Origin of the sequence: Flavobacterium sp., from assembly GCF_040379285.1 — a bacterium.
Classification (GTDB): domain Bacteria; phylum Bacteroidota; class Bacteroidia; order Flavobacteriales; family Flavobacteriaceae; genus Flavobacterium.
In genome coordinates, this window is sequence record NZ_JBEILJ010000018.1 from 23,278 (window position 1) to 46,594 (window position 23,317).

Consider the following 23,317-nt stretch of genomic DNA (forward strand, 5'->3'; position numbering starts at 1 on the left):
CTTTTTGAGGAATTATTTAAGACTTGATTTCAAATATTCGCGGTTCATGCGTGCAATGTTTTCTAAGGAAATTCCTTTTGGACATTCGATTTCACACGCCCCTGTATTGGTGCAGTTTCCGAATCCTTCTTCGTCCATTTGGCGTACCATGTTCATTACACGCTGTGTAGCTTCAACTTTTCCTTGCGGTAACAAAGCATATTGCGATACTTTGGCGCCTACAAACAACATCGCTGAACCGTTTTTACAGGTGGCCACACAGGCACCACATCCGATACAGGCAGCTGCTTCAAATGCTTTATCGGCATTTTCTTTAGGCACTGGAATTGTGTTGGCATCGATCGTACGCCCTGAGGTATTTACTGAAACGAAACCTCCTGCTTGTTGAATACGGTCGAAGGCACTGCGATCTACCACCAAGTCTTTGATGATTGGGAACGCGCGGCTTCTCCATGGCTCCACATAAATAGTATCGCCATCTTTAAACATACGCATGTGCAACTGACAGGTGGTGATACCTGTATCTGGCCCGTGCGCACGTCCGTTGATAAACAAAGAGCAGGAACCGCAAATTCCCTCACGACAATCGTGATCGAACGCTACAGGCTCTTGTTTTTGGGATACCAATTGTTCATTCAACTGGTCTAACATTTCGAGGAAGGAGCTGTCGGTAGAGACGTTATCCAACTTATAATCGACCAATTGTCCTTTGACGTTTCCATTTTTTTGACGCCAAATTTTCAAGTTTATATTGATGTTCTTTTTAGAAGCCATGTTTCAATTATTTATAGTTTCTCGCTGCAATTTTAATATACTCGTATTTCAGCTCTTCCTTGTGAAGTTCTTCTTTACTAATGTCGGGTCCTTTGTATTCCCAAGCGCTCACAAAAGCATAGTTTTCGTCATCGCGAAGCGTCTCCCCTTCGGCGTCTTGGTATTCTTCACGGAAGTGACCTCCGCAAGATTCGTTTCGCTCTAAGGCGTCCATCGCCATCAACTGACCCAATTCAAGGAAGTCGGCCACGCGAAGTGCTTTTTCCAATTCTTGGTTCAACTCATCGGCGCTTCCTGGAACGAAGACGTCTTTATAGAATTCTGCACGTAACGCATCTATTTCGCTGATTGCTTCTTTTAATCCTTGTTCATTACGTCCCATTCCGACTTTATTCCACATAATCAATCCTAAGCGTTTATGGAAATAGTCGACAGTCTTAGTACCGTTATTCGACAAGAAACTGTTGATTTGGTCTTTAACGCGTTGTTCTGCTTCGTCAAACTCGGGCAAGCTTGTTGAAATTTTACCGGTACGAATATCATCGGCCAAGTAGTTAGAAACCGTGTAGGGCAATACGAAGTACCCATCGGCCAATCCTTGCATCAAGGCGGACGCTCCAAGTCGGTTGGCTCCGTGATCGGAGAAGTTGGCTTCCCCTGCCACGAAACAACCTGGTATAGTCGATTGTAAGTTGTAATCTACCCAAACACCTCCCATGGTATAGTGTACCGCTGGGTAAATTTTCATTGGGGTTTCATACGGATTCTCGTCGGTAATTTTTTGGTACATGGTAAACAAGTTACCGTATTTTTCTTCCAACCATTTTTTACCTAAACGGGTAATTTCTTCGGGGGAAGGATTATGATTTCCAGAGGCGTAGGCCGCTTGCTTCCCTTTGTTTTGAATTTCTGTTGAGAAATCCAAATACACCCCTTCATTCGTGTCATTAGCTTCAATACCATATCCCGCATCACAACGCTCTTTGGCAGCGCGAGAAGCTACGTCACGTGGCACTAAGTTTCCAAACGCCGGGTATCTTCTTTCCAAGAAATAATCTCTATCTTCTTCCGCAATTTGCGTGGGTTTCAATTGCCCAGCGCGAATGGCTTCTGCATCTTCTTTTTTCTTAGGTACCCAAATACGACCTGAGTTACGGAGAGACTCCGACATCAATGTCAACTTGGATTGATTGGTTCCATGAACAGGAATACACGTTGGGTGAATTTGCACGAAACAAGGATTGGAAAATAAGGCGCCTTGTTTGTGTACTTTCCACGCTGCAGTTACGTTACTTCCCATAGCATTGGTCGACAAGAAATATACATTTCCATATCCTCCAGAAGCAATAATGACCGCGTGTGCTGAGTGACGTTCGATTTCACCTGTAACCAAGTTACGCGCAATAATACCGCGGGCTTTCCCGTCAACTTTTACTAAATCCAACATTTCGTGGCGGTTGAACATCTGCACACGACCTAATCCGATTTGACGTGACAAAGCAGAATAGGCTCCTAACAACAATTGTTGCCCTGTTTGACCCGCTGCATAGAATGTACGCTGTACTTGCGTTCCACCAAAAGAACGGTTGTCCAACATTCCACCATATTCACGAGCAAAAGGAACCCCTTGTGCTACACATTGGTCGATGATATTACCCGACACTTCAGCCAAACGGTGTACGTTGGCCTCGCGGGCACGGTAGTCGCCTCCCTTGATGGTATCATAAAACAAACGGTACACAGAGTCTCCGTCATTTTGGTAGTTTTTGGCAGCATTGATTCCCCCTTGTGCGGCAATGGAGTGCGCACGACGCGGTGAATCTTGGAAACAGAATGCCTTTACATTGTACCCCATTTCTCCTAAGGAAGCGGCTGCAGAGGCACCCGCCAATCCAGTACCTACCACAATAATGTCGATTTTGGGACGGTTATTGGGCGCTACTAGCTTTAAGTTATTTTTGTGATTGGTCCATTTTTCTGAAATGTGACCTTCCGGTATTTTTGAATCTAACTTCATATCGTGATGTTGATTATTTTAAGAAAAAATGAATGTAAACAGGAATCGCAGCAAACAAGGCAGGAACCAAAATAGCGAAAGCAGTTCCGAATGTTTTGATGATTGGCGTTAACTTACGACTGGTTACGCCCATCGATTGGAACGCACTTTGAAACCCGTGCAATAAGTGAAATGCCAAAACCAACATGGCCAAAACGTATAATCCTGTGGCGGCCATTCCCCATTTTTTATCTTTAAACAAGTCGATGGTAATTTTGTACAAGTCTTTTTGTCCAATAAAAATGACTTCACCATCTTTTTTGTTGTAAACGGTAGTCAAATCGCGAACGGCTAAGTCGTATTGACCCATGGATTGCCTTTTGATATCCTCGATTACTTTAGGGCCAAATTGTCCATTTTCATCCACTTGAAAATACGGATTTGGAGACTCTTTCGTTCCCACAGCCACTCGCTGTTTAACCCCCATACCCGTGTTCATTTCCTTGACTACAATAGGCATGTTTTCATCAAAATGCATGCGAGCCCAGAAATTAGCCATGTGGGTTACAATAAAAACTAAGATTAATGTCCCCAACACCGCCATGTTGCGGGACGCCAAGCTACTACTAGCCGACGCATTCACTTTGGCATAGCCTACGGGACGAGCCGCTTTATTCTGAACCGTCAATAAAATACCATCTACCGCATGGAAAATGATGGAAATGTAAGTAAGGTAAGAAAGAATTTTTACCGCTGGATTGGTCGTCATAAACAACGCATAATCGTTGAAATGCTTGGCATCACTGAAAATCAACTGGAGATTCCCCAGCAAGTGACCGACCAAAAACAAGCATAAAAATAAACCCGTTAGCGCCATCCAATATTTTTTTGCAATGGAGGACTTCAGAAGTGCAGATTTTGCCATAATTTTTATTTGATTGTAATAGTTTTTTAAAAAATCAAACAAAAATAAGGGTTCTTGCAGTTAACTACAACCTTTTCACACTAATTTATAATGAATTTAAAAAGCGTTTAGGGGACTGCAAAAATGTAGGTAAATCGACAACAAAAAAAGGAATACAAAAAAAATAAACGCTTATTTTTCAAAGGTTGGAAGCAAACCCCGCAACCCCATGTCAACTACCGTTTCGCTTGCCGCAGGTTCGAACTTACCATCAGACACCACTTCAATCCATTCAAAACTGTTGTTGTTGGACAATGAAAGCGTGAGTTCAATATCGTGGGTTTCGTTGCCTGTGATTTGTAATGCTACGGGAAATTTCCCTGTGACCACACATGAGCCCGCAGGAATTGGGGATGTGGCCGCTAAAGGATTGGGTACCGTGGTTGCCCCGGCAGGAGCTTGGCCAGAAGATGAATATGGGAAATCATTTAACGCAAACGCCCAATACCCTTGCGTCCGATTGCCATCGACAGCGAAAAAATTATTCCCTATGGCATGGCTTGTAATGTAGGTGTTATACCCCACAAAACTTGCCAAGGTCCCCGCATAATCAGCACCAGCATGCCGAACAGAAATCCCGTAATTTTGATACGATAACGAAACGCGGACCCACTCGTACGTCCCTTGTGCCAGTGTGCGTAAGGGTATTTTTAGAAAAACCGCTCCTTCGGCAACGATCTTTGATTGATTAAAGTCAATAGCTGTAGCACCGCCAGCATTGGTTTCAGGCGCATGATAAACCACCAAGCCTTGGCCCAATTGTGTATTGGCATTTTGGGCTAACTCCAAATAATGAGCTCCAATGGTGTTGAATGAAGGCGATTGTGCTGCATGTCCCGAAGGTACCGCCGCCGGTTGCCCCAAATTGTTTAAGCGCACTTGATTGGGGTCAAATTGAAACCGAACTACCAAATACGGCTCCGTAACCGTTTCTTCCTGATCACAAGAGTAAAAGGGCACAAAAACCAATAAAACAATTCCAAAAGCGATCCATTTTTTCATACGTATAGCATTTACCTTATAGACGAAACTAATACGTCTTTGTTACATCCTCATCGATAACGAGAATATAGTCGGCTTTATTGTAATGCTCCGCTTCGAGTTTTCCGACATCCTTTTGCTCTACCGCAGCGATGGTCATAATTTTTACCCCCGGTTGATAGGTTTTTAAATACCAATTAATGCCGTCATAATTATCAGAATGGTACGTACCGTTGAAGTGTAAAAAAACCGTTCCTGGTTGCAGGTTCTGTGCAATAAAATACCCCATAGTCGCATCTTTGGTGGCTTGGGCTTTGGGCATGTTCGGACTGGTATGCTCCCCCATCATTTTCATCATATTGACATACCCAGGTAAACTCGCGTCATAGGGCATGGGCAGCGGCGCCATCCAGGATTTCTCGTGAGGTGTTAAGGTTTCTAAGACTTCAAATCCTTTTTTGGCTACCATCGAAGCATACCGACGGGGAATGTTGGTCGCCACAAACGTTATTTTCTTTTCTTTGGCAAAATCCAACAACGGCTTGTAATCGGTTTTGTAATTGGACCACAACCGCGCCGTACTGTCCAATTGTTTTTGCGTAATGCTATCGGCCAAATACCGATTCACCGCGAGTTGATTGTCGGCTTCAAACATTTCGGCGCCCATCACCAAAGGCTTTACTTCGGCCAAATCCTTGGTCAATTCCAATTGCAACCAATGACAAATCGCATTGTTATGGTATTCGCCAAACAACACCACTTCGGTTGCCGCGGCAGCTTTTAGCATTTTCCTATACGTTACCTTCTTCCCTTTTTTATCATACAATTGATACGCGGGCTTGTCTTGTGCCTGCAACGAAACACCAATAAGCAAGATTAGAATAAAAACAACCTTTTTCATAGATTTATTTTTTTCTAAAAGTACACTTTTCGCTTCATTTCCAAAAATTGCCTAATATTGAAATCTAATTTCGAAAAAATCTAAAATAACGCCATTTGTCTAAGAATCGCTTTAGACTTATCCGTAATTTTGGTAAATCATTTTCAAATTTTCAAATTAAAAAATCTTCAAATAAAAGATTATGAAATACCATGCTATCGACCGCGAACTGTTTATCGCCAACCGCGCCAAGTTTACGGCACAAATGAAACCCAATAGCGTTGCCATTTTTAACTCCAACGATATTTATCCTGTATCGGCCGACAGCACATTGCCTTTTGCCCAACACCGCGATATCTTTTATTTATCGGGTGCCGATCAAGAGGAAAGTATCTTGTTGTTATTCCCCGATGCTCCCTATGCGCATTTACGGGAAATCTTGTTTTTACGCGAAACCAACGAACATATCGCCATTTGGGAAGGTGAAAAACTAACCAAAGAACGTGCCTTTGAAGTTTCAGGTATCCGTAACATTGTTTGGTTGCAAGATTTCCAAAAAATGCTCAAAGAGGTAATGACCTACGCCGACACGATGTACATCAACACCAACGAACATTACCGTTCGGCCGTTGAAACGCAAACCCGCGAAGATCGTTTTATCAAATGGTGGAAAGAAACCTATCCCGCGCACAAAGTCGAGAAATCCAACCCGATTTTACAGCGCCTGCGTTCGGTAAAAGAAAACCAAGAATTGGCCTTAATGCAAACGGCTTGCGACATTACCGAAAAAGGGTTCCGTCGCATCTTAAACTTCGTGAAACCCGGCGTGATGGAATACGAAATCGAAGCCGAATTTGCCCACGAATTCTTGCGCAACCGTTCCAAAGGTTTTGCCTATACCCCAATTATCGCGAGTGGTGCCAATGCCAACGTGTTACATTACATTGAAAACAACCAAGAATGTAAGGCCGGCGATCTATTGCTTTTGGATGTGGGTGCCGAATACGCCAATTATTCCAGCGATTTGAGTCGCACAATTCCCGTTTCGGGTCGTTTCACCGATCGCCAACGCGCGGTGTACAATGCGGTTTTGAAGGTGAAAAACGAAGCGACCCAACTGTTGGTTCCCGGCACGCTTTGGAAAGAATACCATGTGGAAGTGGGTAAAATCATGACCTCCGAATTGCTCGGCTTGGGCTTGTTGGACAAAGCCGATGTGCAAAACGAAGATCCCGCATGGCCTGCCTACAAAAAATATTTTATGCACGGCACCTCGCACCATTTGGGCTTAGATACCCACGATTATGGTTTATTGCACGAGGCGATGCAACCGAATATGGTGTTTACCGTCGAACCCGGCATTTACATCCCAGCCGAAGGCTTCGGGATTCGTTTAGAAGACGACGTGGTGATTCAGGCGAGCGGCGCACCGTTCAACCTCATGCGCAACATCCCGATTGAAGCGGCAGAGATTGAATCACTTATGAACGGAAAATAGTTTGCAGTCGCAGTCGCAGTGAACAGTTTGTTTGCCGTGAAAAGTTCATCATTGCTATAATGACAAGAGACGGCCTTATGGGCCGTTTTTTTATGCAGCAACAACGCCCTGCATCTATTCCGCAAGCACCCGCTTTCCGCGCTATCTGCCGCAGGAAGTGTTGTTTTCAAATCAACAAAGGAGAACGGCAGGATAGCTTGCTGCAATCGGGGCTGGAGAGAGGGGTTGTTTTGAATTATAAATTATGAGTTATGAATTATCAATTATGAATTAGGAGTTAACTGCTAATAAGACGGTTTAATTTTTTAATTGAATGTTTAGTTCTCTTATTTTTGCAATCGGTTATGGCACAAATCCAGTATAAAAATATCACGATTGACTACACCGCAACGGGCAAAGGTACTGCGGTGGTGTTGTTGCATGGTTTTTTGGAAAACCAAACCATGTGGCAGTATTTGGCTCCCGTTTTGGCGACCAAATACCGCGTGATTACGATAGATTTATTGGGTCATGGCAACACCGATTGTTTGGGCTATGTGCACACCATGGAAGACCAAGCCGATATGGTGCATCATGTGTTGCACGAACTCAAAATCCGAAAATTGGTCTTGATTGGGCATTCCATGGGCGGCTATGTGGCGTTGGCATTTGCTGAACTCTATCCCGATAATGTAAAAGGTTTGGTTCTACTCAATTCAACTTCCCGCGCCGACAGTGACGAACGCAAATTGAACCGCGATCGCGCCATTGCAGCGGTGAAGCAAAACTACACGGCTTTTGTGCGCATGTCGATTGCCAACTTATTCAGCGAAGACAACCGCGAAAAATTAGCCGAAACCATCGAAAACGTAAAACTCGAAGCGTTAAAAACCCCTTTACAAGGCATTGTCGCCGCTTTGGAAGGCATGAAAATCCGGAACGACCGCGAAGTGCTTTTGCATTTTGGCCCGTATCCTATTGCATTAATTTTGGGTAAAAAAGACGGCGTACTTCCATATGACGACAATGTCACCCAAGTCGAAAATACGCGCGTGCAACTTACCACCTTCCACGACGGGCACATGAGTCATTTGGAAAACCAAAAAGCCTTGGAGAAAACAATTGTAAGCTTTTTGAAGGGGATTTAAACTATTTTCTCCTTAAACGGAATTTCAGGATTAAAAATCTCCGCCAATAACGTTGCTAATTCCTCCAAATAGGCCGCAAGGATTTCAGGAGTGACTTCGGTTTGTACTTCTTTATCCGCTTTGAACTTAAACGGTAAAAATCCGCTTTTTAAATTTTTAAACGATATGATTCCTACCTCCATAGGTAAGCATTTCGCTTCTTTTTCATAGAGAAAAGCATAGGCTAAAACCTGTATAATTTTGTCGTTTTTGATGTCTTCGGTCAATCCCTTCCAGGAAGAAAGTGTTACGGATTTACCCTCTACTTTTCCGGTTTTGTAATCGATAATGCGCACACGGCCGTCCCGTAGTTCGATGCGGTCAACATTCCCACCAATTTTAATGGGAAAAGGCAACTTTGGATGCACAAATTCACGTTCAAACCCTTTTTCCAAAGCCAGAATTTGCACCACTTCGCCTTTTTTTAGCGTTTCGAGTTCGAGCTTCAAAAAATTAAATACGTTGCGCTTCGCCACTTCAAAAGCCAGTAAATTCCGCCCTTTTTGGATTTCACCTTCCTTGTAAACGTCTTTAAATTTTTCTACAACTTTTGCTTCGATTTTCGAAAAACAAGCTTCGATATCATGAACCGTTAAAATTCGACCGATAAAAGGGGTATATAAATCTTCTAAAACAGCATGTATAATCGTACCCAACGTATTCACCGCAATATTTTCTTCGACCTCCTCGGCCTCTGAAATGCGCAATAACCGCTGGAAATAAAACCGTATCGGATTCCGCACATAATTGGTTAAGGAAGAAGGGGAGAAGTATTTTTCAGTGGCTATTGCTTTCAATTGGTGCATCACCGCTTCATCTTTGGGAACCACCATGGGTTCGTAAGCAATTTGAGGCACTTCAGGATGGTATTGTTCAAATATCAATTGGTGTTGGGGTTGCTTTTCTACTTCCAATTGCGTGATAAAACGGCTGCGTTCTCCCGCGTCGAGTCCTTCTGAATCGGAATTATACAGCAAATACACATTTTTGGCACGCTGCAACAAGTGGTAGAAATGATAGGTATAAATGGCGTCTTTTTCTTTGTAGGTAGGCAAGCCGTACTCGCGCTTCACATCATACGGGATAAAGGAGTTATTGGACTTCCCTGAAGGAAATTTCCCTTCATTAACCGACGTGATAATCACGGTTTCAAAATCGAGCACACGACTTTCCAGTACCCCCATAATTTGGAGTCCTTCGAGCGGCTCACCTTCAAAAGAAACTTCGGCCAAATCGACAATCTGTTTGTACAAAGCAAAAGCCGTTTCGGGTTGGTTATCCACAGGATGCTGCTCAAAATACGAGATGAGTTTGTTGACAATTTTGTACAATGAATACAAAAAAGCATTGGCAATTTTCTCGTCGTTTGACGTGTAATTCAATTGTGCTTTGATTTCCAGGAGCAACGTTGCTAGGGTTTGAAGCGCTTCCGAAGCATGAGCCTCCCATTTTTGAAAAAGGAGTTGAAAAAGAGCTGTTGGCGGTTTCTCCAATAAGGTAAACAATCGATTCTGAGGAATAAACGTGACGTTATTTTGTCGTACATATTTCAATAAAACGTCGGCTTGAATATAGGGTTCAACCAGCGGATGCGTAATGACATCCAAAACATCCCGAAAATAAAATACATACTGTTGGGGATTGCGTTGTTGTGCATTGAGGTGCATTTTAAACCATTTGTGCGCTAATACTTGAGCGGGATTGTTTTTGCTCGAATACCCCATGGTAATATTCAGGGCAGGAATTGAAGCGGGGAGGTTGTACAAAACAGGCACTAATAAACTCTCTTCTCCTAAGACTACGGCACAATCTTGAAGGGCGGTATCGGGATGGTCTTCAAGATGTTTTTCTAGTATACTTCCCACCAATTTAGCCTGCCCGATAGATTTGGAGGTTCCGATTACCGTGATTTTTTTAGCCTCTTGAAACTGTGAATACACTTGCTGAAACGGCTTTGTTTTGTAGTGGGGCCATTCTTTCAAGTACCGTCGTAAAAAAAGTCCCGCATCATGCAATGGATCCTCCAAAAATGAGCGATCGGCATCCCAATACACAGTAGCACGATCGGCGGCCATTAATTGTTGTACGATAGTTTCCTCGGCTTTGGTCAGGGCATTAAACCCAACAAAGCAGTACTTACGAGCCGAGGAATGTTGAATAAAATGAGGGAGATTAGCGACGGATTCACGATACATAAGCCCTTGATACCCTCGCTTCTTATCTCGTAAATGTTGGTAAAACTCGTGGTAATACAACGGCAGTTTCCGCCAAAAAGCCAAATGACGTTCAATCAATGCAGTGTGTTTCTCGACACTTACTGACCAGTGTTCAATTTCTTTGATGTTTTCGAGGTAGGTCAGAATCGTATTGGGGTTCAACAAATAGCGGTCTATTTCATTAAAATCCTGTAATAATGTTTTAGCCCAGGGAGCAAAAGATTCAAAAGGTTCGGGTTGCTCGGGCGTTAACCGACCATATACCGCGTAAAATTCAAATAATAATTCGATCGAATCCAAAGCGGTAATTCCTGAAACTTCTTGCACAAACGACTCAATACTGATGATTTCAGGGGCCACCAAGGGAACCTTGGTTTGGGCTTTCAATGCATTTATCAAAAAAATGCGGGCACGTTTATTGGGAAGAATAACCGTTAGGTTTTCCATTTGATGGCTATGCTCCTCTAAAAGTGTGGCGGCGATATCGAAGAGAAAGGAGTTCTTTTGCATGCTATAAAAATAAAAAACGCCCCGAACAAATCGGCGCGTTTTTCAATATATTGTGGTGTAGGAAAATTATTTTACCAATTTCACCTCTACACGACGGTTTTGTGCTTTACCTGCTTTTGTTTTGTTAGAAGCAACTGGCATAGACTCACCGAATCCTTTAGAAGATAAACGAGAAGCATCTATTCCGTTAGAAACTAAATAGTTTTTCACAGCGGCTGCACGATCTTCAGATAATTTTTGGTTCGTTGCATCTTTACCATCGCTATCGGTGTGACCCTCGATAGAGAACTGTGCAGAAGGATACTCTTTCAATATTGCAGCCATCGCTTCCAATACAGGGAACGTTTGTTTTTGGAATGACTCTTTACCTGTATCGAAAAGAATTGTTTTACCGTAGTCGTTTAATTGTTTCATTACCTCATCGGTAACTTCTGGACAACCTTTGTTAGCAGCAGTTCCTTTTACATCTGGACACTGATCATCTTTGTCTAACACGTTGTCACCGTCTCTATCTGGCCATGGACAACCGCCATTTTCTTTAGGACCTTTAACATCTTTACATTTGTCATCTTTGTCAGCGATACCATCACCGTCAGCATCAGGACATCCGCCTAAAGCTTTAACTCCTGCTGCATCTGGACAAGCATCTTCTTTATCTTGGATGCCGTCACCATCTGTATCAGGACAACCTCCGAATTGTGCTAAACCAGGAGTATCTGGACAAGCATCTTCTTTGTCAATGATTTTGTCACCGTCTGAATCTGGACAACCTCTGAATTCTGCGGTTCCAGCTTCGGTAGGACAAGCATCTTCATTATCATAAAAACCATCGTTGTCAGAATCTTTAGCACCAAATTTTAATACTAAACCAGCAAAGTGTTGAACGTGAGGAGCAACATCTACAGAAGGATCTCTTGAATCATCAAATGAATGCTTGTACGTAGCAGTATAGGTCAAACCAATTTGTTTTCCAAACCAATAGGTCAATCCTAAACCTCCATTCACTGTACCTGCAGAAGCATCACCCAAAAAGGTATAACCCCCTCCAATATGTGCCAATGGCTCAATCGTTTTGGACTTTAACAAGCTCATGAAGCTGTAACGAACAACCCCATCAAAGCTGTAGTACATCAAATCGCCTGGATTCGCTACAGGATAATCATTTGTGTTGGTTGCAGCATCATAAAAACGCTCCCCAACAATCTTGTTCACTCTGTTGATCGAACCGGTTACACCAAAAGAGAAGTTATTCCCAACATACTTGGAAACATTAACAGACGAAACGGCTGGAATGATGCTCCAGTTTCTCTTTGCATTATAGAATTGAGAAAACTGATCTTCGATTTTGGAAGCCGCGCTTACACGAGCACCATCGATTGCGTTTACACCAAACGAAATAGCCCATTGGTTGTTACTATCCTGAGCTTGAACGCTTATACCAGCAAGCATCAAAATAGCAAATAATTTTTTAAGATGTCTCATACTTAATTTTGTTAGATTTATATATGAATATGACGACAAAATTATAACCAATTAATGAATTATCAAAATGTTAAGGCATTTTTCGATTAGATTACACCCAAGCTTTGTCCAACTTCGGTAAATGCCGCAATTGCTTTATCCAAATGCGCTTGGGTATGAGCCGCCGAAAGTTGCACCCGAATACGTGCTTTTTCTTTGGGCACCACAGGGTAAAAGAAACCGATTACATAGATACCTTCGGCCAACAATTGGTCGGCCATAACTTGAGATAACTTGGCATCATATAACATTACAGGAACAATAGCAGAGTCGCCATCAATGATGTCAAATCCCACCGCTTTCATGCCTTTTTTGAAATAATTAGTATTCCATTCCAACTGATCACGCAGTGTCGTATCTTTTTCCAACAACTCAAAAACTTTAATTGAAGCCCCAACAATAGCCGGAGCCAACGAATTGGAAAACAAATATGGACGAGAGCGTTGACGCAAAATCTCAATAATTTCTTTTTTGGCTGTGGTGTAGCCTCCCATAGCACCCCCAAGGGCTTTGCCTAGGGTTCCCGTGATAATATCCACACGTCCCATGACGCCTTTTGCTTCGAGCGTTCCTTTACCCGTAGCACCGATAAAACCTGCGGCATGACATTCGTCGACCATCACCATCGCATCGTATTGATCGGCCAAATCACATATTTTGTCCAACGGAGCCACCAAGCCATCCATAGAAAACACGCCATCGGTAACAATCAATTTAAATCGATGCCCTGCCGCTGTCGCTTTTTGAAGTTGCACCTCCAAATCAGCCATATTATTATTTTCATAACGATAACGAGCGGCTTTACACAAACGAACGCCATCAATAATCGAAGCATGGTTCAAACTATCGGAAATAATACAGTCATCTTCGCCCAACAAAGGCTCAAAAACCCCTCCGTTGGCATCGAAAGCGGCGGCATATAAAATGGTATCCTCTGTGCCATAGAAATCGGCAATTTTTTGCTCCAAGGTTTTGTGAATGTCTTGTGTCCCGCAAATAAAACGCACTGAAGACATGCCGAAACCATGCGTATCGAGCGTTTCTTTGGCTGCTTGAACGACTTCTGGATGCGAAGACAATCCGAGGTAGTTGTTGGCACAAAAGTTCAAAACAGTCTCCCCGTTGACTATGATTTCAGCCCCTTGAGGCGAGGTGATGATTCGTTCTTTTTTGTACAAGCCTCCGTCTTTAATAGCTTGAATTTCCTGTTGCAAATGCGCTTGAATTTTTCCGTACATAATCTTAATTCGTTTGTTCTTGCAAATGTACAACTTCAACGTGTTCGCCAATATAAACCAAACATTTTTTCCTCACTTGCCAACCCATTGCTTCCAAAGCCGTTTGATACCCTGCTACTTGGGCACGATAGACCTCTTTGTGGCTCCCTGTTTTGTAATCTAATAAAACAGCGGTTTGATCGTCAAAAACTACCACACGATCGGGCTTTAAAACGGGTCCTTGGGGCAGTAAAAAAGTTTGCTCGTTGTACACACGTCCTTTTTCTGAAAAAAACTCACGCAACTCCGGGTGGGTGACTACCCCCAAAAGGGTTTGCTGAATCACATCCCTTTGTGAAGTCGCTAATAGGCCTTCTTCTATAGCTTTGGCTAAAACCAAATCAATATCGCGCAGGGTGGTAACTGAAGCTAAAAGTTCGTGCACCAAATTTCCATAAGCAATGGCATCGCCCTGTTTCGTATTCCACATTAAACTTTCCCGCTGGGCAATTTTGATGTTGCTCGGACGAAACAAAGCGTTCACTTTTGGGATGAGCATAGAAGTAACGCTCACCGCATCGGGTGTGGAACGGCGCGTTGCCTCACCAAATCGCACTTTACCTTGATCCAGTACACAGCCTTTGGATTCTAAAAACGCCAAGAAGAAGGACGACAAATTGGACGGCAGTTCGCCATTACTCGTACGATTTTCGGCAGAAATCACATACAACTGCTCTTCGGCTCGAGTCATGGCAACATACAATACATTGATATTGTCCAGCAATTCTTCTTCGTTTCGTTGTTTATATACCGCAGCCGCTTCAGGACTGAAGGTTTCAACTTCTTTGTTTTTGGCCACTAGAGCTTTGGGAATACCTAAGTCGGTATCGGGAAGATCGAGCCACAACTTATCTTGCTTATTTTGGGCAAAATTTTCTTCGGCAAAAGGAAAAATAACGACGGGGAATTCGAGTCCTTTTGATTTGTGAATGGTCATAATTCGAATAGCATCGTTCCCTTCTGGAGAAGCGATGCTTAACTTTTGCGCTTGACGCTCCCAAAAAGTCAAGAAATCAACTATCCCGGCTTGTTTGCGCAAATCGTGTTCCAATACGACATCTTGAAAAAATTGTACATACGCACTGTGTTTTGACGGGGGGATAAACAAATGACTTAAGTATTCAACTACTTCATACAGCGACTTTTTGCGAAGGTTTTGTAATGAAAAATGTGAAAAAGTAGTCCCAAAACGTGAGCTCAACCATTGCTCCCAGTCGGTTTCTAGCATTTTTGCCATGCCTTCGGCGATGCATTCATGGAGGTGTGCTGGATCGAAATGAGACGCCAAATAGTATAAAACATTGGCTTTGGCCTCTTGATCTTTCGTATTATTCAAAAACCGAAGCGCCGCTACCAAGACGCGAACTTCAGCAGAGGCTGCCAACAACAAACTTTCTGAGGAAATGATCGGCAGTTGTTTTTCGGTGAGGTATTGTGCAATGAGCGCTCCATTTTTATTGTTGCGAATCAATATCGCAATATCGCGATAGGCAAATCCTTGCAATCGAATATTAGCTATAGTATTGACAAGGGCTTCCAAATAAAGATCGGCTTTTTCTAACCCTTCATCGTCCTCGGTATTATCAACTTTTCCAGGTATAAATTCAAACTGAACGTAGCCTCCTTTTTTGGAATTGGTTTTTTGAAAACTATAGTTTGCGTATAATTCTTTATAGTCAGGGTGCTGAAATTTTCCGGAGAGAAATTGGAAAAAATCATTGTTAAATTCAATGATTTGCGAATAACTTCGGTAATTCGTATCCAAGGTTTTTCGGGCAAAATTTTTGTTTGAAAACGGAATTTCACCTTTCCCCAAAGCAATAAACTGCTCGGCTTTTCCTCCACGCCAACGATAAATCGACTGTTTGGGATCGCCCACCAAAAGCAACGACCCGGGCACCCCATTTTCTTCTCCGGCCAGCGCATTATCTATAAGGGGAATCAAGTTGTGCCATTGTAATTCAGAAGTGTCTTGAAACTCGTCAATAAAAAAATGCCGGTATTTTTCGCCCATTTTTTCATAAATAAACGGCGCCGGTTGCTGTTGTATTTGCTCTTGAATTAAGGTGTTGAATTCGGTAATCGAAAGGATATTTTGGGCTTCTTGAATGGCTTTCAATTTTTTTTGAAGGGTATTGAGCAAAGAAAGCGGGGTGACATTTTTTAAAAAGGCTTTGTAGAACAGCATTTTCTCTAAAGCGCCATACATTTGGGTCAAATGCGACACCATTTCGGGTACTAACGACTCGATGAGCGCTCTATCGGAAGCGGTTTTATTGATTTGAATCGCTTCTGCTTCGCGATAGGTTTTATGATTGGGATTGTAGTCCTTACGCGCAATGCTTTTTACATGGTTGGGAAAAGTTTCACGAGAAAATGATTTTAAATCCACCCCATTTTTTTCCAATAACCCTAAAATAGAAAGCGCCTCTTGTGCTGCCTGTTCCTCCATGGCATGGCTTAACGCTATCAACTTATTTTTGAGAACAATAAAGTCTTCGATGGACTTGTCTTGCAATTGATGAATTTCCTCGCGGTTGTTTTCATTCAACATCAATTTCCCCGTTTCAATAATTTCCCGAGAAATATCCCAACTTTTATCTTCATCGGTTTTTTCCATGGTAAAATTCACCAACAATTGCGTCAACGTTTCGTCTTCACCCGCCTGCGCAATGATGGCATCAACGGCTTCTTGCAACAATCCATCGGTATCCAAAGACACTTCAAAGGTGATGGGCAACTTTAATTCATGGGCAAATGAGCGAATGACTTTATGGGTAAACTTATCAATGGTTGAAATATCAAAGGCAGCATAGTTGTGAATCAAATTTTTAATAATCACCCGAGATTTCTCTTGAATAGTATGGGTAGACATCCCTGTTTCGGCGGCTATATCATCGAGTAAATCACGGGCCTTTGCGCTCGGTTGAAGGGCAGCAAATTGCGACAAACTCTCCACTACGCGGCTTTTCATTTCATGTACGGCCTTATTGGTAAATGTGATGGCCAAAATCGAGCGGTAGGCATCGGGTTGTGGAGCCGTTAAAATAATCTTCAAATACGATTTTACCAAAGTATAGGTCTTCCCCGATCCAGCAGAGGCGTCATATAAAGTAAATGCAGGTGTTGTACTCATGAAATTGGGTTAGGACGTTGGATTTGATACACAAAGTTAGTCTTTTCTGCCTCGCCATAATACGCTATTTGAATTTCATCAATTTTCGCAGCACCTATTTTCTCGATGGCTTTTTGGGAGCGAATGTTCTCGGAACCCACATGAAAGTAAACGGTATCGACATATTGGAATATGTAATCAAACATAAGTTGCTTTAAATCGGCATTATAGCGTTTGCCCCAATAGGTTCTTCCTATAAATGTATAGCCAATTAGGATTGATTTTTGCTCCAAATTATAGGCGTAAAATCGGCTGCATCCAACGACCAAATGGGTTTGTTTATCGAGAACCAACAATGCTCCTTGGGATTCCATGGCTCCTTCAAAATAGGTTTGAAAAACACTTCGTTGGTAGCGGTTGGGATTCGGATGTTGCGCCCAAACCAAAGGATCGGAAGCTACCGCGTACAGCGACTCAAAATGTGCTGGAATCAAGGGTATGGTATACACCTTTTCGCCCACCAAACGAGCGGGTTGTAGTGAAATGGACATAATAAACGATACGTTAAACCTATGGTAAAATTGAAAAATAGTATTTTCTATTCCGAAGTTAAATGTATAAATTTGAAGTCAATTAAATAATCCTTTAAACAAATTAGTTATGGCATTTGAATTACCACAATTACCCTATGCTTACGATGCATTGGAGCCTCATATTGATGCCCGTACTATGGAAATTCACCATAGTAAACATCACAATGCGTATACCACCAACCTAAACGCGGCCATTGCGGGTACAGATTGGGAAGGAAAAACCATTGAAAACATATTGATTAATTTGGATATGAAAAACGCTGCCGTTCGCAACAATGGCGGTGGATTTTATAACCACAATCTTTATTGGCGTATTATGACTCCTGGAGGGGGCGGAAAACCCACAGGGGAATTGGCTGAAGCCATTGACCGCGACTTTGGGTCGTTTGACGAATTCAAAGCCAAATTCGCTAAGGCAGGAGCAACCCAATTTGGATCAGGTTGGGCATGGCTTTGTGTGCAAAAAGGAGGTAAATTGGAAGTGTGTGCTACCCCGAATCAAGACAACCCATTAATGCCTGAAGTAGGCTGCGGTGGAATGCCTATTTTAGGAATGGATGTATGGGAACACGCCTACTACCTCAACTACCAAAATAGACGTCCCGATTATATTGAGGCCTTTTTCAATGTAATCAATTGGACTGAAGTGGCACGCCTTTACGCTACTGAAAAATAATTCGTAACAAAACAAAACAAAAACCCGATTGATCGCTCAATCGGGTTTTTTTATACTAAAAAAGACGTTCGTGGATACGAACGCCTTTTTGCCCCAAATCCACCATAAACTTAACCTACTAAATCCTATGGTAGAACAAAGTTAACAATATCGGTAGGGAAACCCAAACGTTTCTTATAAAATAAGCTAAAAGGCAATAAAAAAGGGTAGATGAATGCGATTTGAAAGGGAATGCACTGAAATTTGTAGAAAATAAAAAAGGTGAAAGTAAACTTTCACCCTTTTTGCCCCAAATCTACCATAAACTTAACCTACTAATGCTATGGTGGTTCAAATATATACCTGCCTGTAAGGTGATTCAAAATATTATTGATGAATAACCATAAAAATCGATAAAATGCGTGTTTTTCAGAATTTTAGTAAGCACGTGCGTCTTTACCTTCATAAAAATTCATAAATGCCTTATTCACCACGCGGTTGCCTCCTGGCGTGGGATAATCTCCCGTAAAATACCAGTCGCCTACATGTTCTGGACAGGCTTTATGAAGGTTGTCAACTGATTGAAAAATAATATCCACTTCCGCATGAATACCTGCTGGTTTCAGGAGCTCAACTATCTTTTTTGAAATCTCTTTATCGCTAAATAGCGAATAGATTGTTTTCACATGATTAATAATCTCAGCGTCTGGCTTTCCTTCTTGTGCTTTACATTGTTGGTAAACCGTATCAACCAAATCATACTGCCCGCGTTCTTTTAAAAGTGCTATCGCAGCTTGAAAAGCAACCAAGCCTTCCAACTTCGCCATATCGATACCGTAACAATCGGGATAGCGAATTTGTGGCGCCGATGATACCACGACAATCTTTTTCGGATTCAAACGATCCATCATACGGAGAATACTTTTTTTTAAGGTCGTTCCGCGCACAATACTATCGTCGATGATGACCAAATTATCACTGGGCTGGATCACACCGTACGTCACATCATAAACATGGGCCACCAAATCGTCACGGCTGCTGTCTTCTGTAATAAATGTGCGTAACTTGGCGTCTTTTATGGCAATTTTTTCCGTGCGAATTTTGACCGCTAAAATTTCTTCCAACTTTTCTTTGGTCAAGGTTTTTTGGTAGTCCAAAATATATTGGTTCTTGCGCTGATTCAAAAAGTCATTGGCCGCTTCTACCATTCCAAAAAAGGAAGTTTCGGCCGTATTGGGAATGTATGAAAAAACTGTATTGTCTGTATCGTTTTGAATGGATTCCAGCACATCGGGTAAAACAAGTTTCCCCAAGGCTTTTCGCTCTTGATAAATAGCCGCATCACTCCCGCGGGAGAAATAAATCCGCTCAAACGAACAAGCTCTTTTTTCAACCGCTGGTATAATTGACTCCGAAGTAACCGCCCCATTTTTTTTGATAATTAACGCATGACCTGGTTGCAATTCCTGAACCGAATCGAACGCTACATTAAATACGGTTTGAATTACGGGACGCTCTGAGGCCACAACGACCACTTCATCATCTTCGTAGAAAAAGGCAGGGCGAATTCCTGCGGGATCGCGCAATACAAAAGCATCCCCATGGCCAAACAATCCCGCCATAGCATAACCGCCATCCCAACCTTTGGAAGCGCGTTTTAAAATGCGTTGTATATTGAGTCGTTCGGCGATGACTGGAGAGGCTTCTCGTTTGGACAAGCCTTCGTTTTTGCATTCCAAATACAGATCCGTGACCTCATCATCCAAGAAATGACCTATTTTTTCCATAACCGTTACCGTATCGGCCATTTCTTTGGGATGTTGTCCCAACTCGACCAAACTGGCAAAGAGTTCGGTAACATTGGTCATATTGAAATTCCCGGCGACAATCAAATTACGGTGCATCCAGTTGTTTTGACGTAAAAAAGGATGTACACTTTCGATACTGTTCTTGCCAAACGTTCCATAACGCACATGCCCCAAAAACAATTCACCAATATAGGGTATAGTGGCTTTTTGCCAAGCTACGTCATCGGCTTTGTCGGGATGTGCTGTTAAGTCGTTGGAAATTCGTTGATTGATTTGGGCAAAGACATCTTGAATCGATTGTGCGTCATTGGAACGAATACGACTTATGTAGCGTTCGCCAGGAGCCACATCAAACTTGATCGAGGCAAATCCGGCACCATCTTGGCCACGGTTGTGTTGCTTTTCCATGAGTAGGTACATTTTTTGTACCCCATAAAAAGCCGAACCGTATTTTTGTTTGTAATACTCCAACGGTTTTTTCAACCGTAAGAGTGCAATTCCACATTCGTGTTTTACGGCGTCACTCATAAATGGTAGTTATGTTGTGTTTGTATTGTTGGGATTTAGTGTTCTGAAAACCAATGAAATTCTCGGAACTTCTATTGTTGAAGTAAACAAAAATGCCCCGAAATTTCGAGGCATAAAGTTACTATAATTCTATTTCAAATTGGGTGAGTGCTTTAAATTGTTTCAAGCGCTCGGCCACTTCTTCTTTTGTTAGGCGCACCATTCGCTCCGTTCCAAATTGCTCTACACAAAAGGAAGCCAAATTGGACCCTTGAATGATCGCAGTTTTTAACGTTTCAAAAGAAGTATCCCCTTGTTGCGCCACATACCCGGCAAATCCACCCGCAAAGGTATCGCCCGCTCCTGTGGGATCAAACACGTCGGCCAAAGGCAACGCAGGTGCAAAGAAAATATGTTCGTTATGGAACAACAACGCTCCATGTTCGCCTTTTTTAATCACCACATATTTTGGACCCATCGCATGGATTTTGTCCGCTGCTTTGACTAGCGAATATTCTCCCGACAATTGACGGGCTTCCTCATCGTTAATGGTAATCACATCAACGCGCTTAATCACCTCCATCAACTCGGGTAACGCACAGTCCATCCAGAAATTCATGGTGTCTAATACGACTAACTTAGGCTTTGCGGTCAATTGATTCAAAACACCGGTTTGTACCAAAGGATGCAAATTGCCCAACATCACCACTTCAGCATCTTTGAAGTTATCGGGCACAATTGGATTAAAATCAGCCAATACGTTAAGCTCGGTAGCCAACGTATCGCGGGAATTCATATCGTTGTGGTAACGGCCGCTCCAGAAGAACGTTTTGCCACCTTGCACAATTTCTAAACCAGAAATATCAATGTTGCGAGCCGTAAGTAAATCCAAGTAATCTTGAGGAAAATCATCACCCACAACCGAAACGATAGCCGATTGAAGATTAAAATGGGAAGCCGACAACCCAATAAAGGTACCTGCTCCTCCTAGTATTTTATCGGTTTTTCCAAAGGGCGTTTCGATCGCATCAAAAGCCACGGTTCCCACGATTAAAAGCTTGTTCATGAACTCGTTTTTAGAATAAAGGCGCAAAGATACGTATTCATATGATAAGAATAAAACTTCTCTTGTAAATGAAACGGTATAATTTTTTCATAAAAAAAACCCGGCCTAAACCGGGTTGCGTCACTTTCGAATTATAGTCCTCAAGTCGTTAGTCTTGAAAACTACCGTGTAAACACACGACCTGCTGCACCTCCGAAAAGGCCCATGCGGTAAGTATTTTTGAAATAATCCATTTTCTTGAGCTAACTTACAAAAAAATACACACATCTGAGAAATTTTTGAGAAATATTTTTCCCACATAAGTGTAAAACTTTGCAGGGATGGAACACCGGGGAGAAATAATCAAAAATGCGATTTACCAAAGCGGCATGCCTATCAGTGCTATAGCGAAACAGATGGGGAAAAGCCGACGTTGGTTTTATCAAATATTTGACCAAAAAAATGTCTCCATCGATACGATTCTCACCATCGGTAAAATCATCCATTACGATTTTACCCAAGAAATCAAGGAAATGTATCCCAAAATCCTTCACGAACCCCCAGAAGAATATCCTGATGTGGAAACAGTAGATTATTGGAAAAATAAGTACATCAAATTATTAGAAGCCTATAATTCGCTACTTTTAAAGAATAAAGACGATTTATAACAGGGTATCCTGATGCTGCTCATAATATATATCTACCGACAAATTTGATTGCATGGATGCCATGACCGCCAATTGGTCGCACCGCTCGTTTTGCGGATGGTTATTGTGGCCTTTTACCCATTGAAAATCAACTTTATGCTGGCGGTATACTTTTAAAAAACGCCTCCATAAGTCGGGGTTTTTTTTGCCTTGAAATCCCTTTTTTTCCCAACCCATTACCCAACCTTTTTCAACGGCATCGACCACATACTTACTGTCCGACACCACCAATACCGACATGCCCGGTTGTTTTAACTTTTCCAAACCCACAATCACAGCCAGCAATTCCATACGGTTGTTGGTCGTTAGGCGAAATCCTTCATAAAACTCTTTGCGATAGCCTGTACCTACTTGCTCCAAAACCACACCGTACCCACCGTTACCGGGATTTCCTTTGGCCGCGCCGTCGGTGTATAAGTGAATTTGATACATTTATAAAAGTTATGAGTTATGAGTTATGAGTTATGAATTATGAGTTTAGTTGGGCATGAAGAAGTTGTTCAATAACTTTTGGAAAATGTTCTTGTTCGAGGGCATGTACCTTGGCTGCAATACACGCTGCGGTAGTACACTCTGCAATCGAGGTTTCAAATTGAGCGATAACAGCACCCTCATCATAATGCGCGTTGACATAGTGAATTGTAATGCCGGTCACCGTCTCGCCCTGAGCCAATACCGCTTCATGAACATGCTTACCATACATGCCTTTCCCTCCAAATTTAGGCAATAAAGCGGGATGAATATTGATAACTTTGGGAAAAACATCCAAAATCGCTTCGGGAAACTTCCACAGAAATCCCGCCAGTACAATCCAATCGGGGGCAAACGTTTGCAACTTTTGTAGCACTTTGCCCTCTTCAAGATCTTGCCTCCCAAACAACACGGTGGGAACCCCTAAATCAGACTCGCGTTGCAACACGGCCGCTTGCGGATTATTGCAAAAAACAGCCGCAACCGAAGCGGTAGATTTTGCTTGAAAATTCTTGATAATCGCCACAGCATTGGTGCCTTCTCCCGAGGCAAATAGAACAATTTTGGACATAAAACGGGTTGTGTTTTTCGACAAAAATACCGCCTACAAAAAAACGAATAAATGACGAGATA

Annotated in this window: 18 protein-coding genes; 4 read left to right on the forward strand and 14 right to left on the reverse strand. The window is 42.4% G+C overall.

What is annotated here, in order from left to right; all coding sequences use genetic code 11:
* Positions 1-12 precede the first annotated feature (12 nt).
* The 5 genes from ABWO12_RS05715 to ABWO12_RS05735 form a co-directional block, all read right to left on the reverse strand.
* A complete protein-coding gene (locus ABWO12_RS05715) occupies positions 13-774 on the reverse strand; it encodes a succinate dehydrogenase/fumarate reductase iron-sulfur subunit (protein WP_353087810.1) in 762 nt (253 codons plus the stop codon).
* Between the two features lie 7 nt (positions 775-781).
* Entirely contained in the window at positions 782-2,791 is a 2,010-nt protein-coding gene (locus ABWO12_RS05720; protein WP_353087811.1) for a fumarate reductase/succinate dehydrogenase flavoprotein subunit, read from the reverse strand.
* Positions 2,792-2,804: 13 nt separating this feature from the next.
* The gene (locus ABWO12_RS05725; protein ID WP_353087812.1) at positions 2,805-3,695 is read right to left on the reverse strand and encodes a succinate dehydrogenase cytochrome b subunit; all 891 of its coding nucleotides are present in this window, start codon (positions 3,693-3,695) and stop codon (positions 2,805-2,807) included.
* Between the two features lie 171 nt (positions 3,696-3,866).
* The gene (locus ABWO12_RS05730; RefSeq protein WP_353087813.1) at positions 3,867-4,736 is read right to left on the reverse strand and encodes a hypothetical protein; all 870 of its coding nucleotides are present in this window, start codon (positions 4,734-4,736) and stop codon (positions 3,867-3,869) included.
* A 28-nt stretch (positions 4,737-4,764) separates the two neighbouring features.
* Entirely contained in the window at positions 4,765-5,616 is an 852-nt protein-coding gene (locus ABWO12_RS05735; RefSeq protein WP_353087814.1) for a ChaN family lipoprotein, read from the reverse strand.
* A 181-nt stretch (positions 5,617-5,797) separates the two neighbouring features.
* On the opposite strand from ABWO12_RS05735, the gene ABWO12_RS05740 reads away from it, so the two are divergent.
* Positions 5,798-7,093: an aminopeptidase P family protein gene (locus ABWO12_RS05740; protein WP_353087815.1), complete on the forward strand. Its 1,296-nt coding sequence runs from the start codon at positions 5,798-5,800 to the stop codon at positions 7,091-7,093.
* A gap of 344 nt (positions 7,094-7,437) precedes the next feature.
* Positions 7,438-8,220 carry an alpha/beta fold hydrolase gene (locus ABWO12_RS05745; RefSeq protein ID WP_353087816.1) on the forward strand — a complete coding sequence of 261 codons (783 nt, stop codon included), beginning with the start codon at positions 7,438-7,440 and terminating at the stop codon, positions 8,218-8,220.
* Here ABWO12_RS05745 and ABWO12_RS05750 read toward each other — a convergent pair.
* From ABWO12_RS05750 to ABWO12_RS05770, 5 genes are all read right to left on the reverse strand, one after another.
* The gene (locus ABWO12_RS05750; protein WP_353087817.1) at positions 8,217-10,985 is read right to left on the reverse strand and encodes a PD-(D/E)XK nuclease family protein; all 2,769 of its coding nucleotides are present in this window, start codon (positions 10,983-10,985) and stop codon (positions 8,217-8,219) included. The two genes, ABWO12_RS05745 and ABWO12_RS05750, sit on opposite strands and share 4 nt — an antisense overlap.
* A 66-nt stretch (positions 10,986-11,051) precedes the next feature.
* On the reverse strand, positions 11,052-12,467 hold the full coding sequence (locus ABWO12_RS05755; RefSeq protein ID WP_353087818.1) for an OmpA family protein: 1,416 nt from the start codon (positions 12,465-12,467) through the stop codon (positions 11,052-11,054).
* An 86-nt stretch (positions 12,468-12,553) separates the two neighbouring features.
* Positions 12,554-13,744, reverse strand: a complete 1,191-nt coding sequence (kbl, locus tag ABWO12_RS05760) for a glycine C-acetyltransferase (protein ID WP_353087819.1) — start codon at positions 13,742-13,744, stop codon at positions 12,554-12,556.
* A gap of 4 nt (positions 13,745-13,748) precedes the next feature.
* Positions 13,749-16,919 (reverse strand): UvrD-helicase domain-containing protein, encoded by a 3,171-nt coding sequence (locus tag ABWO12_RS05765; RefSeq protein ID WP_353087820.1) that lies wholly within the window; start codon positions 16,917-16,919, stop codon positions 13,749-13,751.
* On the reverse strand, positions 16,916-17,449 hold the full coding sequence (locus tag ABWO12_RS05770) for a GNAT family N-acetyltransferase (protein WP_353087821.1): 534 nt from the start codon (positions 17,447-17,449) through the stop codon (positions 16,916-16,918). The genes ABWO12_RS05765 and ABWO12_RS05770 overlap by 4 nt, the downstream gene beginning before the upstream one ends.
* Before the next feature lie 109 nt (positions 17,450-17,558).
* Here ABWO12_RS05770 and ABWO12_RS05775 point away from each other — a divergent pair, with 109 nt between their 5' ends.
* Complete coding sequence (locus ABWO12_RS05775; RefSeq protein WP_353087822.1) at positions 17,559-18,167, forward strand: superoxide dismutase; 609 nt, start codon at positions 17,559-17,561, stop codon at positions 18,165-18,167.
* A 416-nt stretch (positions 18,168-18,583) separates the two neighbouring features.
* Here the strand turns inward: ABWO12_RS05775 and ABWO12_RS05780 are convergent, their stop codons facing one another.
* Positions 18,584-20,482 (reverse strand): amidophosphoribosyltransferase, encoded by a 1,899-nt coding sequence (locus ABWO12_RS05780; RefSeq protein ID WP_353087823.1) that lies wholly within the window; start codon positions 20,480-20,482, stop codon positions 18,584-18,586.
* A 121-nt stretch (positions 20,483-20,603) separates the two neighbouring features.
* Positions 20,604-21,527, reverse strand: a complete 924-nt coding sequence (locus tag ABWO12_RS05785) for a PfkB family carbohydrate kinase (RefSeq protein ID WP_353087824.1) — start codon at positions 21,525-21,527, stop codon at positions 20,604-20,606.
* 320 nt (positions 21,528-21,847) lie between these two features.
* On the opposite strand from ABWO12_RS05785, the gene ABWO12_RS05790 reads away from it, so the two are divergent.
* Complete coding sequence (locus ABWO12_RS05790; protein ID WP_353087825.1) at positions 21,848-22,174, forward strand: helix-turn-helix domain-containing protein; 327 nt, start codon at positions 21,848-21,850, stop codon at positions 22,172-22,174.
* Here ABWO12_RS05790 and rnhA read toward each other — a convergent pair.
* Together rnhA and purN are read right to left on the reverse strand one after the other, a co-directional pair.
* On the reverse strand, positions 22,169-22,645 hold the full coding sequence (gene rnhA, locus ABWO12_RS05795; protein ID WP_353087826.1) for a ribonuclease HI: 477 nt from the start codon (positions 22,643-22,645) through the stop codon (positions 22,169-22,171). The genes ABWO12_RS05790 and rnhA overlap by 6 nt on opposite strands.
* Positions 22,646-22,682: 37 nt before the next feature.
* Positions 22,683-23,255: a phosphoribosylglycinamide formyltransferase gene (gene purN / locus ABWO12_RS05800; protein ID WP_353087827.1), complete on the reverse strand. Its 573-nt coding sequence runs from the start codon at positions 23,253-23,255 to the stop codon at positions 22,683-22,685.
* Positions 23,256-23,317 lie beyond the last annotated feature (62 nt).

Excerpts from the sequence above, each read along its gene's own strand:
- ABWO12_RS05715 (WP_353087810.1), bottom strand. The coding sequence starts at position 774 with ATGGCTTCTAAAAAGAACATCAATATAAACTTGAAAATTTGGCGTCAA.
- ABWO12_RS05720 (WP_353087811.1), bottom strand. The coding sequence starts at position 2,791 with ATGAAGTTAGATTCAAAAATACCGGAAGGTCACATTTCAGAAAAATGG.
- ABWO12_RS05725 (WP_353087812.1), bottom strand. The coding sequence starts at position 3,695 with ATGGCAAAATCTGCACTTCTGAAGTCCTCCATTGCAAAAAAATATTGG.
- ABWO12_RS05730 (WP_353087813.1), bottom strand. The coding sequence starts at position 4,736 with ATGAAAAAATGGATCGCTTTTGGAATTGTTTTATTGGTTTTTGTGCCC.
- ABWO12_RS05735 (WP_353087814.1), bottom strand. The coding sequence starts at position 5,616 with ATGAAAAAGGTTGTTTTTATTCTAATCTTGCTTATTGGTGTTTCGTTG.
- ABWO12_RS05740 (WP_353087815.1), top strand. The coding sequence starts at position 5,798 with ATGAAATACCATGCTATCGACCGCGAACTGTTTATCGCCAACCGCGCC.
- ABWO12_RS05745 (WP_353087816.1), top strand. The coding sequence starts at position 7,438 with ATGGCACAAATCCAGTATAAAAATATCACGATTGACTACACCGCAACG.
- ABWO12_RS05750 (WP_353087817.1), bottom strand. The coding sequence starts at position 10,985 with ATGCAAAAGAACTCCTTTCTCTTCGATATCGCCGCCACACTTTTAGAG.
- ABWO12_RS05755 (WP_353087818.1), bottom strand. The coding sequence starts at position 12,467 with ATGAGACATCTTAAAAAATTATTTGCTATTTTGATGCTTGCTGGTATA.
- kbl (WP_353087819.1), bottom strand. The coding sequence starts at position 13,744 with ATGTACGGAAAAATTCAAGCGCATTTGCAACAGGAAATTCAAGCTATT.
- ABWO12_RS05765 (WP_353087820.1), bottom strand. The coding sequence starts at position 16,919 with ATGAGTACAACACCTGCATTTACTTTATATGACGCCTCTGCTGGATCG.
- ABWO12_RS05770 (WP_353087821.1), bottom strand. The coding sequence starts at position 17,449 with ATGTCCATTTCACTACAACCCGCTCGTTTGGTGGGCGAAAAGGTGTAT.
- ABWO12_RS05775 (WP_353087822.1), top strand. The coding sequence starts at position 17,559 with ATGGCATTTGAATTACCACAATTACCCTATGCTTACGATGCATTGGAG.
- ABWO12_RS05780 (WP_353087823.1), bottom strand. The coding sequence starts at position 20,482 with ATGAGTGACGCCGTAAAACACGAATGTGGAATTGCACTCTTACGGTTG.
- ABWO12_RS05785 (WP_353087824.1), bottom strand. The coding sequence starts at position 21,527 with ATGAACAAGCTTTTAATCGTGGGAACCGTGGCTTTTGATGCGATCGAA.
- ABWO12_RS05790 (WP_353087825.1), top strand. The coding sequence starts at position 21,848 with ATGGAACACCGGGGAGAAATAATCAAAAATGCGATTTACCAAAGCGGC.
- rnhA (WP_353087826.1), bottom strand. The coding sequence starts at position 22,645 with ATGTATCAAATTCACTTATACACCGACGGCGCGGCCAAAGGAAATCCC.
- purN (WP_353087827.1), bottom strand. The coding sequence starts at position 23,255 with ATGTCCAAAATTGTTCTATTTGCCTCGGGAGAAGGCACCAATGCTGTG.